We start from the raw sequence: 12664 nt of genomic DNA on the forward strand, positions 1-12664 counted from the left end.
ACCCTCGACCGGAAGGTTCTCATGTTCGAACGCCTGATCCAGTTTGCCATCGAGCAGCGCATCATCGTGCTGCTCGCCGTTCTGCTCATGGCCGGCCTCGGCATCGCCAGTTATCAACAGCTGCCGATCGACGCCGTGCCCGACATCACCAACGTCCAGGTACAAATCAACACCGGCGCGGCCGGGTTCTCGCCGCTGGAAACCGAACAGCGCATTACCTTCCCGATTGAAACCGCCATGGCCGGTCTGCCGGCGCTGGAGCAGACCCGTTCGCTGTCGCGTTCGGGGCTGTCGCAGGTCACGGTGATCTTCAAGGACGGCACCGATCTGTTCTTCGCCCGGCAATTGGTCAACGAACGTTTGCAGATCGCCAAGGAGCAATTGCCCGAAGGTGCGGAAGCGCTGATGGGGCCGATTTCCACCGGGCTTGGCGAGATTTTCCTGTGGACGGTGGAGGCGCAGGAAGGTGCGCTCAAGGACGACGGAACGGCCTACACGCCGACCGACCTGCGGGTGATTCAGGACTGGATCATCAAGCCGCAATTGCGCAACGTGTCCGGTGTGGCCGAGATCAACACCATCGGCGGATTCGCCAAGGAGTACCAGATCGCCCCCGACCCGAAACGGCTGGCGGCTTACAAACTGACCCTCACCGATCTGGTCACGGCGCTGGAGCGCAACAACGCCAACGTTGGCGCCGGTTACATCGAGCGCAGCGGCGAGCAGCTGCTGATTCGTGCGCCCGGGCAAGTGGCAAGCACAGACGACATCGCCAATATCGTGATGGCCAATGTCGACGGTACGCCGATCCGGATCAAGAACGTCGCGACCGTAGACATCGGCCGCGAACTGCGTACCGGTGCCGCCACCGAAAACGGTCGCGAAGTGGTGCTTGGCACGGTGTTCATGCTGATCGGCGAAAACAGCCGAACGGTCTCCCAGGCAGTGGCTACCAGGCTTGAACAGATCAACCGCTCCCTGCCCAAAGGCGTGATCGCGGTTCCGGTGTATGACCGCACGCACCTGGTGGACAAGGCCATTGCCACGGTGAAGAAGAACCTGGTGGAAGGCGCGATTCTGGTCATTGCGATTCTGTTCCTGTTCCTGGGCAACATCCGCGCGGCGTTGATCACCGCGATGGTCATTCCGCTGTCGATGCTGTTCACCTTCACCGGCATGTTTACCAACAAGGTCAGCGCCAACCTGATGAGCCTCGGCGCCCTCGACTTCGGCATCATCGTCGACGGCGCGGTGGTGATCGTCGAAAACACCCTGCGACGGCTGGCCCATGCGCAGCAACATCACGGGCGTTTGCTGAGCCGTTCCGAGCGTTTCCACGAAGTATTCGCGGCGGCCAAAGAGGCGCGCCGGCCGCTGATTTTCGGCCAGTTGATCATCATGGTGGTGTACCTGCCGATCTTCGCCCTGAGCGGTGTCGAAGGGAAGATGTTCCACCCGATGGCCTTCACTGTGGTCATCGCGCTATTGGGCGCCATGCTGTTGTCGGTGACCTTTGTTCCGGCGGCCATCGCGCTGTTCGTCACCGGCAAAGTCAAAGAAGAGGAGGGCGTGGTCATGCGCGGCGCGCGGCGGGTGTATGCACCGGCGCTGGCCTGGGTGATGAGCCATCGTGCGTTGGCCGTGGGCATGGCACTCGGGGTGATTGCGTTTAGCGGCGTGGTGACCAGTCGCATGGGCAGTGAGTTTGTGCCGAGCCTCAGTGAGGGCGATTTTGCCTTGCAAGCGTTACGCGTGCCGGGCACCAGTCTGACCCAGTCGGTGGATATGCAGCAGCGTCTGGAAACCCTGATCCTCGGCAAAGTGCCGGAGGTCGAGCGCGTGTTCGCCCGTACCGGCACCGCCGAAATCGCCTCCGACCCGATGCCGCCAAACATCTCCGACAGCTACGTGATGCTCAAGCCCAAAGAGCAGTGGCCGGATCCGGGCAAGTCCCGCGAGACCCTGATGGCCGAACTGCAACAAGCGGCCGCGACGCTGCCGGGCAGCAACTATGAACTGTCGCAGCCGATCCAGCTGCGTTTCAACGAGCTGATCTCCGGCGTGCGCAGCGACGTGGCGGTCAAGGTGTTCGGCGATGACATGGCAGTGCTCAACGCCACGGCGGCGAAGATTGCTGCTGCCATGCAGAAGGTCAGTGGCGCGTCCGAGGTCAAGGTCGAGCAGACCACTGGCCTGCCGGTGCTGACCATTAACATCGACCGCGACAAGGCGGCGCGTTACGGGCTCAACGTCGGTGACGTGCAAGACACCATTGCGGTGGCGGTCGGTGGGCGCCAGGCGGGGACGTTGTACGAGGGCGATCGGCGTTTCGACATGGTGGTGCGTCTGTCCGATGCCATGCGCAAGGACATTGAGGGCCTGTCGGCGCTGCTGATTCCGGTGCCAGCGCTGCTCAGTGGCGCGACCGACCAGATTGGCTTCATCGCCCTCAAGGAGGTCGCCAGCCTTGATCTTGTGCTGGGGCCGAACCAGGTCAGCCGCGAAAACGGCAAGCGGCTGGTGATCGTCAGTGCCAATGTTCGCGGGCGGGATATTGGCTCCTTCGTTAAAGAGGCCGGCGAGGTGATCGAGCGCGATGTTCAGGTTCCGGCGGGTTACTGGACCAGCTGGGGTGGGCAGTTCGAGCAGCTGCAGTCGGCGGCCAAACGCTTGCAAATCGTGGTGCCGGTGGCATTACTGTTGGTCTTCGGCCTGTTGTTCATGATGTTCAACAACCTCAAGGATGGCTTGCTGGTATTCACCGGGATTCCGTTCGCCTTGACCGGTGGTGTCATGGCGTTGTGGCTGCGGGACATTCCGCTGTCTATCTCGGCGGGCGTGGGGTTTATTGCGCTGTCGGGGGTGGCGGTGCTCAACGGACTGGTGATGATCGCGTTCATCCGCAACCTGCGCGAGGAGGGGCGCTCACTCAGTGATGCGATCAACGAAGGAGCGCTGACGCGTCTGCGGCCGGTGTTGATGACGGCGCTGGTCGCGTCCCTGGGCTTCATTCCTATGGCCCTGGCAACCGGCACCGGTGCGGAAGTGCAGCGTCCGCTGGCGACGGTGGTGATCGGCGGGATTCTGTCTTCGACCATTCTCACGCTGTTGATATTGCCTGCGTTGTATCAGCTAGCCCACCGACGCGACGAAGACGCAGCTTCAACTAAGTAGGTGATCCCCCTGTGGGAGCGAGCCCTGATTCAACAGAATGGGGGCCACATAACGGATATGTAATCTCCACGCCACCGTCACGAAAGGTTCGGATTGTTACCTTGATCCCGTCAGTTAATTTAACGAGGAATCAAACATGAAACTTGCACAACTGAGTGCGTTTGCAGTGGCGTTGGTGATGTCTTCTGTGGTCCTGGCTGAAGGCGGCGGCGACAGAACTTTCGAAAAAATGATGACGGCAAATGAGCGCTCGATGGAGCTGTTTGTAGCCAAAGAACAGGCCCGCGACCCAGTCGTTGTGAATGAAAAGAAGGACGACAAGACCAAAGATTTGTAAGTGTGTCGCACTCGAATAAGCCCGTCATCGATTGCCGATGCCGGGCTTTTTTATGAAGGTATTGAACATGAAATTTATCAAGTTGATGACGTTCGCCGGCGTGATGGCGATGTCTCTGAATGTGCTGGCTGAAGGTGGCGGCGACCGGACGTTCGAGCGCGCGCTCAGTGCCAACACCAAAGCCATGGAGCAATTTGCGGCCAACCAGGGCAAACCGGCGCCGGTGGTCAAGGATTATGAATACGGGATGAAGCTGGACGTGGTGAAAGTGGTGAGTGTTGTCCGCCCGCAAGTTGCCTGTGCTGTAGTCCCCACCGCAATGACCTACGAAGACTCGAAGGGCCAACTCAATACCATCAAATACACCGTGGCAGGCGATTGCCGAAAACGCGGTGGTTAACACCGCTTTCCTCTCTGTAAACGCGGTAATTGACATCGGATCCCCCTGTAGGAGCTGCCGAAGGCTGCGATCTTTTGATCTTGATCTTGAACAGCAAAATCAAAAGATCGCAGCCTTCGGCAGTTCCTACAAATTCTCAATCTACGCACATAAAAAAGGCGCCCCGAAGGACGCCAAAAGATTCACCTCTTACCAAAGGAGCAAGGAGCTTCTAAAGGTGAATTTGGTTAAACAGCGAAGTCAGAGAATGGCTAACGGGTACTCGACAATCACCCGCACCTCATCCAGATCCGACTCAAACGCCGTGGCGCGGGTGTTGGCCTGGCGCAAGCGCAGCGACAGATCCTTCATCGAACCGCTCTGCACCACGTATTTGACTTCGATATCACGTTCCCAGCGCTTCTGGTCGGTCAACGGGTTACCTTCGGCATCGCGGCGCATGTACACCGCGTTGGCGTTGGAATAGTCGGCGTCGGTGCCACGGGCGTAACGGGTCATGAACGACAAACCCGGCACGCCATAGCTGCTCATGTCGAGGTCGTAGCGCACCATCCAGGAACGTTCTTTGGGCGAGTTGAAGTCGCTGTACTGGATGGAGTTGTCGAGGAAGATCGAGTCGGACTGGCGCAGGTAATCGAAATCGTCATTGCCGTTGTTGCGCTGATGCGACAGCGCTACGGAATGCGCACCGAGTTTCACCCCGACCCGGCCGCTCCAGATGTTGTTGTCGAACTGGCCGAGCAGTTGTTTGCCTTCGTCGACAGCCTTGTAATAGTTCAGGCCGCCAAACAGCGACAGGTCATCCGATAGCGGATAGGTCCAGGCAGTGCCGGCGTAGTACTGATTCCAGGCATCCTTGAGGCGGCTGGAGTACAGGCTGAAACTGAGGTTCTTGTTCAGTACATAGTCGCCGCCGCCGTAAGCGATCCACGGCGAATTAACCGGGCCGGCATAAAACGTGGCGAAGTTCTCGCGCATGTCGCTGGACACTGGTTGGCTCATCGCATGCAACCGACCGCCCTGAACCGACAGACCCTCGATGCTGGTGTTGACCGCCGTCACACCGCGAAAGCTCTCCGGCAGCAATCGCGAGTCACCTGCCGCCACCACCGGGTTGGCCGGGAACACGTCACCGACCTTGACCACCGTATCGAAGGCTCGCACTTTGGCGGCGCCACCAATCTTGGTGTACTCATCCCGCGCCTTGCCATCACTGTTGACTGGCAGCACATCAAACGAACTGCGACCACCGTTGCGCCCGTCACCGGTGTCGAGCTTCAAGCCGATCATCGCAAACGCATCGACACCGACGCCGACAGTGCCTTGGGTAAACCCGGATTCGAACTTGCTGATCACCGCATGGGCCCAGGCTTCGGAATAACCATTGCCGGTGGGGCTGGACTGGCCGTTGCGGTGATCACGGTTGAAGTAGAAGTTACGGTTGAGCACCGTCAGGCTGCTGCCCTCGATAAACCCTTCGGGTTTATCATCCGCCATCACCATGGACGGTCCGGAGCCGACCACCACCGCTAAAGCGGCCATCGACATTTTTGTATTGTTAACCATCAATCACTCCTTGGGTTCGGCAGAACGGGAACGTGCTTCGGCGTGGGTTTTATTGTTCGGCGGAGAAGGCCCGCCGGCATGGTCGCCGGGTGACATCGTTGCAAGCTGCGGATAACGCCAAGGTGATGCGGGAATTACAATTTCGTTATGTGGGTGGCACGCCAAGCCATGCGGGTGCACCTCTGAAACCTGTGGGAACGAGCTTGCTCGCGAAACGGAGTGTCAGGCAATGATGATGTCGACTGACCTGACGCCTTCGCGGGCAAGCCACGCTCCCACAGTGATCCGGGGTGGCCACAGAATTAGCGAACGGCACACAACCTGTAGGAGTGAGCCTGCTCGCGATAGCGGAATGTCAGGCAATGACGATGTTGAACATGCCGACGCCATCGCGAGCAGGCTCGCTCCCACATTGGTCAGGGTGGGTCTGATAGATCCATGTACGCAGATGTGGCTTCTACCTTTCGTAGGTATCTAGCTGGCTGTCTGACAGAGAGGTATCGATGTCATTTGGAAATACGAGTTTGCCCTTCATGGCGCCGATCCGTTTAACACGCGTTTTTTCCAAGGTGATTTTGCCTTGGCGTTCTTTGGCTAACGCATCGAGGCCATCCATCAACTCTGAAAAAATAGTCCGCTTCATGGTTCTTGGATCTCCACTCGATAGGTGATCTTCAAATTTAGCGGCAAATGCCTTCTGCGGAATGTCAGCCATTGCTCACCGCTTTGCAGGCAAATTCCTAGAAAGGAGAGGGCATTGAAGATCAAAAGATCGCAGCCTTCGGCAGCTCCTACAGGGTGTACGCCCTCCCAATGTAGGAGCTGCCGAAGGCTGCGATCTTTTGATCTTGAATCCCACAAACGCAAAAACGGCACCCGAAGGTGCCGTTTCTGTTTTCTACCGAGAGTCGCTTAAGCGATCAACCCGCCAACCCCGCCTGTTGAACCAGGATCAGCAACGGCTGCGGATACAGACCGAGGAAGAACGCCAGTGCAGCGATGGCCAGCAGCATCACGCCGCCTGCACGTTGTTCCCAGTGCAGTTGCGCATCGTGGCGACGCAGGTTCGGTTCGATCAGGTACAGGGTGACCATCACACGCAGGTAGTAGAAGACGCCGATGGCGCTGCCCAGTACCAGGGAACCGACCAGCCACCATTGGTGCGACTCGACACCGGTAGCGATGATGTAGAACTTGCCGATGAAGCCCGCGGTCAGCGGGATACCGGCCAGGGACAGCATCATCACGGTGAGTACGGCGGTCAGGTACGGACGGCGCCAGAACAGGCCGCGGTATTCGTACAGGGCATCCGCGTCACGGCCGTTATACGGCGAGGACATCAGGGTGATCACGCCGAACGCGCCGAGGCTGGTGATCACGTAGGTGACCAGGTACACGCCGATGGCTTCCACGGCCAGACCCTTGCTCGCCACCAGGGCGATCAGCAGGTAACCGAAGTGAGCGATGGACGAGTAACCCAGCAGACGCTTGAGGTTGCTCTGGGTCAGTGCCAGCAGGTTACCGAACAGGATCGACGCGATGGCGATGATGGTCAGCACGTCGCTCAGTACACCGCTGCTCGCCGCGGGCGAGATCTGGAACAGACGCACCATCACCGCGAACACAGCGACTTTGGACGCGGTGGCCAGGAACGCGGCCACCGGTGCCGGAGCACCTTCGTAAACGTCCGGGGTCCAGAGGTGGAACGGTACCAGCGACAGCTTGAACGCCAGACCGATCAGCATCATGCCCAGGCCCAGTTGCGCCAGTGAGCTTGGCAGGCCGGTGGCCGCGAGGGCCTGGCCGATACCGACGAAGCTCAGGCTGCCGGAGTCGGCGTAGAGCAGGGCCATACCAAACAACAGGAACGCAGAACCGGCGGCCGACAGCACCATGTACTTGATACCGGCTTCCAGCGAACGCTTGTTGAAGAAGGCATACGCCACCAGACCGTAGACCGGTACCGAGAGCAGTTCCAGACCGATGAACAACCCGGCCAGGTGCTGCGCGCTGACCAGTACCAGGCCACCGGCGGCGGCCATCAGGATCAGCAGGTAAAGTTCTTCACGGTTGCCCGGGTAACCCGAACCGCCATCGCCGAGGTAGGCGTGGGCGAGGGTCACACAAGCGAGGGTGGCGACCAGGATCAGCGCCATGTACAGGCAAGCGAAGGTGTCGATCTGCAGCAATGGAGTCACGGCCAGAGGCGCGACTTTCAGGGCTGGCAGGATCGACAGCAACGCCAGGTTCAGACCCGCCACGGAAATCAGGAAGGTCTGCGAGTGGTTGCGGCGCCAGGCGATTGCCAGCATCACCACGATGATCGTGGCGCTGGTGATCAACAACGGCGCAAGCGCGATAAAGTGTTGAGTCGTGAATTCCATAGCGCTCTTACCGGGCCGAAGCGAGTTGAGTGAAGGCGGTGCCGAGCCATTGCTGCACGCCATGCATCGTCGCAGCAGAGGTATCGAGGAACGGTTGCGGGTACACGCCGATGTAAATCAGCAGCGCCGCCAGACCGACCACCATGATCAGTTCGCGACCATCCATGCCATGCAGCACCGCGTCCGATTTGGACGGGCCGAAGTAGGCACGGTGGATCATGATCAGCGAGTAGACCGAACCGAACACCAGGCCGGACGTCGCGATGATAGTGATCCATGGGGCGGCCGGGAACGTGCCGATCAGGATCAGGAACTCACCCACAAAGTTACCGGTACCCGGCAAGCCCAGGGACGCGGCTGCGAAGAACAGGCTGACGGCTGGCAGGTAAGCGATCTTCGACCACAGGCCACCCATCTCACGCATGTCACGGGTGTGAGTGCGCTCGTACAGTTGACCACTGAGGATAAAGAGTGCCGCCGCCGACAGACCGTGCGCCAGCATCTGCATGACCGCGCCCTGCAGTGCCAGTTGGCTGCCGGAGTAGATGCCGATCAACACGAAACCCATGTGGGAAACGGAGGAGTAGGCGATCAGACGCTTGATGTCGGTCTGGGCGAAGGCCAGGAACGCACCGTAGAAGATCCCGATCAGACCCAGGGTCATGGCGATCGGCGCGAACTCGGCCGAGGCATTCGGGAACAGCGGCAGGGCGAAACGCAGCAGACCGTAAGCCGCCGTCTTCAACAAGATACCGGCCAGGTCGACCGAACCCGCGGTCGGCGCCTGGGCGTGAGCGTCAGGCAACCAGGAGTGGAACGGCACCACCGGCAGTTTCACCGCGAAGGCGATGAAGAAGCCGAGCATCAGGATGTACTCGGTGGTCAGCGACATCTTGGTTTTCAACAGGTCGGCGTAGTTGAAGGTAATCACGCCGGTGTCGTTGAAGTTGACCAGGACCAGACCCAGGATCGCCACCAACATGATCAGGCCGGAAGCCTGAGTGAAGATGAAGAACTTGGTCGCCGCGTAGATCCGGGTTTTCTTGCCGTCCGAAGAACTGTGACCCCAGAGCGCGATGAGGAAGTACATCGGCACCAGCATCATTTCCCAGAAGAAGAAGAACATGAACAGGTCGAGGGCGAGGAACACGCCGACGACACCGCCCAGGATCCACATCAGGTTCAAGTGGAAGAAGCCAACGTGACGCTGGATCTCTTTCCACGAGCAGAGTACCGAGAGGATACCCAGCAGACCGGTCAGCAGGATCATCAACAGCGACAGGCCGTCGAGGGCCAGGTGCACGCTGATGCCGAAGCGCTCGATCCAGATGTGCTTGAACTCAAGCACCCAGGTCGGATCGGCGCCAGGTGCCGGAGCAAATGAATAATTACCGTGGGCCCACAGCCAGAGGCCGAGCGCGAGTTCCAGGGTCATGGTCAACAGCGCAATCCAGCGGGGGAGGGTAGCGCCGAAGCGCTCACCCATCCAGCACAGCAGGCCGCCGATGAAGGGGATCAGGATTAGCCAAGGCAGAATCATGACGGGCTCAATTCCTTTCGCAAGTTCGCAAGGTTCATATCAGACCGCTACCAGCACGATGGCGCCGATGACCAGCACGGAGCCGGCTGCCATCGATGCCGCGTACCAACGCAGTTGACCGGTTTCGGTACGGCTCAGGGCGGTGTGACCACCTTTGGCCATACGCGGGATCAGACCGATGGTCTGGTCGAGCGGGTCTCTGCGCAGTGCGTGGCTGATCGCAAGGTATGGCTTGACGAACAGTTTGTCGTAGATCCAGTCGAAGCCCCAGGCAGCGAACCACCAGGCCGAAAGGAAGCGGCCGATGCCGCTGTTGGCGATTGCAGTGACGAAACGACGCTTGCCGAGGAACAGCAGCGCGGCCAGCAGGATCCCGGCCAGGGCGATGGCGCCCGACGCGATTTCCAGACTGTGCTTGGCTTCGCCGCCGGCATGGCCGACGCTTTCCGGCAGCACGCCGTGCAGCGGTGGAACGATCATCGCGCCAATGGCGGTAGACAATACGATCAGCACCGACAGTGGCAGCCAGTGAGCGATGCCGTGACCGGCGTGCGCTTCGGTCTTCGCTTCACCGTGGAACGCGATGAAGATCAGGCGGAAGGTGTACAGCGACGTCATGAACGCACCGACCAGACCTGCGTAAAGCAGACCGTGGTTGCCGCTGGCGAACGCTTCCCAGAGGATTTCGTCCTTGGAGTAGAAGCCTGCGGTCACCAGTGGCAGGGCAGACAATGCCGCGCCGCCGACGATGAAGCTGGCGTAGGCCAGTGGCAGTTTCTTCCACAGGCCGCCCATCTTGAAGATGTTCTGCTCGTGGTGGCAGGCAACGATCACCGCACCGGATGCAAGGAACAGCAGCGCCTTGAAGAAGGCGTGGGTCATCAGGTGGAAGATCGCGCCATCCCATGCGCCAACGCCCAAGGCCAGGAACATGTAGCCGATCTGGCTCATGGTCGAGTAGGCGAGGATACGTTTGATGTCGGTCTGAACCAGTGCGGCAAAACCGGCGAGGACCAGGGTGACACCGCCGACAACGCCGACCAGGTGCAGGATATCCGGCGCCAGGGCAAACAGGCCGTGAGTACGGGCGATCAGGTAGACACCGGCGGTCACCATGGTTGCGGCGTGGATCAGTGCCGAAACCGGAGTAGGACCGGCCATCGCGTCCGCCAGCCAGGTTTGCAGCGGCAGTTGCGCGGATTTACCGACAGCGCCGCCCAGCAGCATCAGGGTCGCCATGACCATCCAGAAGTCGCCAGCCTGGAATTTCTGCGGCGCCAGAACCAGCAGCTCCTGGATGTTCAGCGTGCCCAATTGTGCAAACAGGATGAACAGGCCGATGGCCATGAACACGTCGCCGATACGGGTCACGATGAAGGCTTTCAGTGCCGCGTTACCGTTGTTGCGGTTGCTGTAGTAGAAACCGATCAACAGGTACGAGCACAGGCCTACGCCTTCCCAACCGAAGTACAGGAACAACAGGTTATCGCCCAGGACCAGGAACAGCATGCTGGCGATAAACAGGTTGGTGTAGGCGAAGAAGCGCGAGTATCCGGCTTCACCGCGCATGTACCAGGACGCGAACAGGTGGATCAGGAAGCCGACGCCGACCACCACACCGAGCATGGTCAGGGACAGACCATCCAGGTACAGCGCAAAGTTAGGCGTAAAGCCTTCCACCGCCATCCACTGCCACAACACCATGGTGTAGTGACCGCCGTCAGGTGGCGCGACGTTGAATTGCCAGATCACATAAGCCGTGACGATGGCCGACAAGCCGATGGAACCGACGCCGATCAGCGCCGACAGGTTTTCCGAAAAGCGGCCGCGTGAGAACGACAGCAGCAGGAAACCTATGAGAGGGAATACGAAAGTCAGATAGAGAAGATTCATCCGCGCATCTCGCTGGCAGCGTCGATATCGAGAGTGTGGAAGCGGCGATACAGCTGCAACAGAATCGCCAGGCCAATACTGGCCTCGGCGGCTGCCAGGCTGATCACCAGGATGAACATGATCTGTCCATCTGGCTGCGCCCAGCGGCTACCGGCAACGATGAAGGCCAGTGCGGAGGCATTCATCATGACCTCCAGGCTCATCAGCACGAAGAGAATGTTGCGGCGGACCATCAGGCCGACCAGACCGAGGCAGAACAGGATGCCGGCGACCGCCAGACCATGCTCCATAGGGATAGCAGGCATCGTCATTGCTCCTTGGCTTCGTTGCGGCCCAAGTGGAACGCCGTGACGGCTGCGGCGAGCAGCAACATCGAGGCGAGTTCGACCACCAGCAGGTAAGGACCGAACAGGCTGATGCCTACGGCCTTGGCGTCTACGGTGGTGTGGCCGATGGCCTGGCCGCTGTCGTGGCTGAACAGTACGTACAGCAGTTCAACCAGCAGCAGGGTGCCGAGCGCGACCGGGCCGAGCCAGATGCCGGGCTTGAGCCAGACGCGCTCTTGCTGAACCGAGGCGGGGCCCAGGTTCAGCATCATCACCACGAACACGAACAGCACCATGATGGCGCCAGCGTAGGCGATCACTTCCAGCACACCGGCAAACGGTGCGCCGAGGGCGAAAAAGGTCATCGCCACGGCAATCAGCGAAATGATCAGGTAGAGCAGGGCGTGCACAGGGTTGGTGTTGGTGATCACGCGAAGCGTGGACACAACAGCGATACCCGATGCGAAATAGAAAGCGAATTCCATCTTTCTTCCTTAAGGCAGCAAGCTCTTCACGTTGATCGGTTCGGCTTCATTCTGCGCGGCGCCTTTCGGCTTACCGGCAATCGCCATACCTGCAACACGATAGAAGTTGTAATCAGGGTTTTTGCCGGGGCCGGAGATCAGCAGATCTTCTTTCTCGTACACCAGGTCCTGACGTTTGAACTCGGCCATCTCGAAATCCGGTGTCAGCTGGATCGCGGTGGTCGGGCAGGCTTCCTCGCAGAGGCCGCAGAAAATGCAGCGCGAGAAGTTGATACGGAAAAACTCCGGGTACCAGCGACCGTCATCGGTTTCAGCTTTCTGCAGCGAGATGCAACCGACCGGGCACGCCACGGCGCACAAGTTGCAGGCTACACAACGCTCTTCGCCATCAGGGTCGCGGGTCAGCACGATACGGCCACGGAAGCGCGGCGGCAGGTACACCGCCTCTTCCGGGTATTGCAGCGTGTCGCGCTTGCGGAAGGCGTGGCCGAAGATCATCACCAGGCTGCGAAGCTGGGTGAAGAAGCCATGCACGATGTCAAATATGTACTTCATGATT

At 59.7% G+C, this 12664-nt stretch carries 10 protein-coding genes and 1 pseudogene; 3 read left to right on the forward strand and 8 right to left on the reverse strand.

Annotation, left to right across the window (positions count from 1 at the left end; all coding sequences use genetic code 11):
* Positions 1-21: 21 nt before the first annotated feature.
* The 3 genes from ACA059_RS10815 to ACA059_RS10825 all read left to right on the forward strand — a co-directional run bounded on the left by ACA059_RS10815 (position 22) and on the right by ACA059_RS10825 (position 3911).
* A complete protein-coding gene (locus ACA059_RS10815) occupies positions 22-3174 on the forward strand; it encodes a CusA/CzcA family heavy metal efflux RND transporter (protein WP_497633769.1) in 3153 nt (1050 codons plus the stop codon).
* Positions 3175-3310: 136 nt separating this feature from the next.
* Positions 3311-3511: a co-regulatory protein PtrA N-terminal domain-containing protein gene (locus ACA059_RS10820; protein WP_497633770.1), complete on the forward strand. Its 201-nt coding sequence runs from the start codon at positions 3311-3313 to the stop codon at positions 3509-3511.
* Positions 3512-3578: 67 nt separating this feature from the next.
* Positions 3579-3911, forward strand: a complete 333-nt coding sequence (locus tag ACA059_RS10825) for a DUF2790 domain-containing protein (protein WP_497633771.1) — start codon at positions 3579-3581, stop codon at positions 3909-3911.
* A 240-nt stretch (positions 3912-4151) separates the two neighbouring features.
* Here ACA059_RS10825 and ACA059_RS10830 read toward each other — a convergent pair whose 3' ends face one another.
* The 8 genes and pseudogenes from ACA059_RS10830 to nuoI all read right to left on the reverse strand — a co-directional run bounded on the left by ACA059_RS10830 (position 4152) and on the right by nuoI (position 12660).
* Positions 4152-5477, reverse strand: coding sequence for an OprD family porin (locus tag ACA059_RS10830; RefSeq protein WP_497633772.1), 1326 nt, complete (start codon positions 5475-5477; stop codon positions 4152-4154).
* Positions 5478-6027: 550 nt separating this feature from the next.
* Positions 6028-6120: pseudogene (locus ACA059_RS10835) on the reverse strand (transcriptional regulator); the annotation flags it as partial.
* Positions 6121-6397: 277 nt separating this feature from the next.
* Complete coding sequence (nuoN, locus tag ACA059_RS10840; RefSeq protein WP_283180873.1) at positions 6398-7861, reverse strand: NADH-quinone oxidoreductase subunit NuoN; 1464 nt, start codon at positions 7859-7861, stop codon at positions 6398-6400.
* 7 nt (positions 7862-7868) lie between these two features.
* A complete protein-coding gene (nuoM, locus tag ACA059_RS10845; protein ID WP_497633773.1) occupies positions 7869-9401 on the reverse strand; it encodes an NADH-quinone oxidoreductase subunit M in 1533 nt (510 codons plus the stop codon).
* Between the two features lie 39 nt (positions 9402-9440).
* Positions 9441-11294, reverse strand: a complete 1854-nt coding sequence (gene nuoL / locus ACA059_RS10850; RefSeq protein WP_497633774.1) for an NADH-quinone oxidoreductase subunit L — start codon at positions 11292-11294, stop codon at positions 9441-9443.
* Positions 11291-11599: an NADH-quinone oxidoreductase subunit NuoK gene (gene nuoK / locus ACA059_RS10855; protein WP_007946416.1), complete on the reverse strand. Its 309-nt coding sequence runs from the start codon at positions 11597-11599 to the stop codon at positions 11291-11293. The genes nuoL and nuoK overlap by 4 nt, the downstream gene beginning before the upstream one ends.
* Before the next feature lie 2 nt (positions 11600-11601).
* A complete protein-coding gene (gene nuoJ, locus ACA059_RS10860) occupies positions 11602-12105 on the reverse strand; it encodes an NADH-quinone oxidoreductase subunit J (RefSeq protein ID WP_008146049.1) in 504 nt (167 codons plus the stop codon).
* Positions 12106-12114: 9 nt separating this feature from the next.
* Positions 12115-12660 carry an NADH-quinone oxidoreductase subunit NuoI gene (gene nuoI / locus ACA059_RS10865; RefSeq protein WP_019648466.1) on the reverse strand — a complete coding sequence of 182 codons (546 nt, stop codon included), beginning with the start codon at positions 12658-12660 and terminating at the stop codon, positions 12115-12117.
* Positions 12661-12664: the final 4 nt, after the last annotated feature.

The sequence above is a fragment of the Pseudomonas sp. LBUM1647 genome (genome assembly GCF_059716175.1).

Excerpts from the sequence above, each read along its gene's own strand:
- nuoI (WP_019648466.1), bottom strand. The coding sequence starts at position 12,660 with ATGAAGTACATATTTGACATCGTGCATGGCTTCTTCACCCAGCTTCGC.
- ACA059_RS10825 (WP_497633771.1), top strand. The coding sequence starts at position 3,579 with ATGAAATTTATCAAGTTGATGACGTTCGCCGGCGTGATGGCGATGTCT.
- ACA059_RS10815 (WP_497633769.1), top strand. The coding sequence starts at position 22 with ATGTTCGAACGCCTGATCCAGTTTGCCATCGAGCAGCGCATCATCGTG.
- nuoK (WP_007946416.1), bottom strand. The coding sequence starts at position 11,599 with ATGCCTGCTATCCCTATGGAGCATGGTCTGGCGGTCGCCGGCATCCTG.
- nuoJ (WP_008146049.1), bottom strand. The coding sequence starts at position 12,105 with ATGGAATTCGCTTTCTATTTCGCATCGGGTATCGCTGTTGTGTCCACG.
- ACA059_RS10820 (WP_497633770.1), top strand. The coding sequence starts at position 3,311 with ATGAAACTTGCACAACTGAGTGCGTTTGCAGTGGCGTTGGTGATGTCT.
- nuoL (WP_497633774.1), bottom strand. The coding sequence starts at position 11,294 with ATGAATCTTCTCTATCTGACTTTCGTATTCCCTCTCATAGGTTTCCTG.
- ACA059_RS10830 (WP_497633772.1), bottom strand. The coding sequence starts at position 5,477 with ATGGTTAACAATACAAAAATGTCGATGGCCGCTTTAGCGGTGGTGGTC.
- nuoN (WP_283180873.1), bottom strand. The coding sequence starts at position 7,861 with ATGGAATTCACGACTCAACACTTTATCGCGCTTGCGCCGTTGTTGATC.
- nuoM (WP_497633773.1), bottom strand. The coding sequence starts at position 9,401 with ATGATTCTGCCTTGGCTAATCCTGATCCCCTTCATCGGCGGCCTGCTG.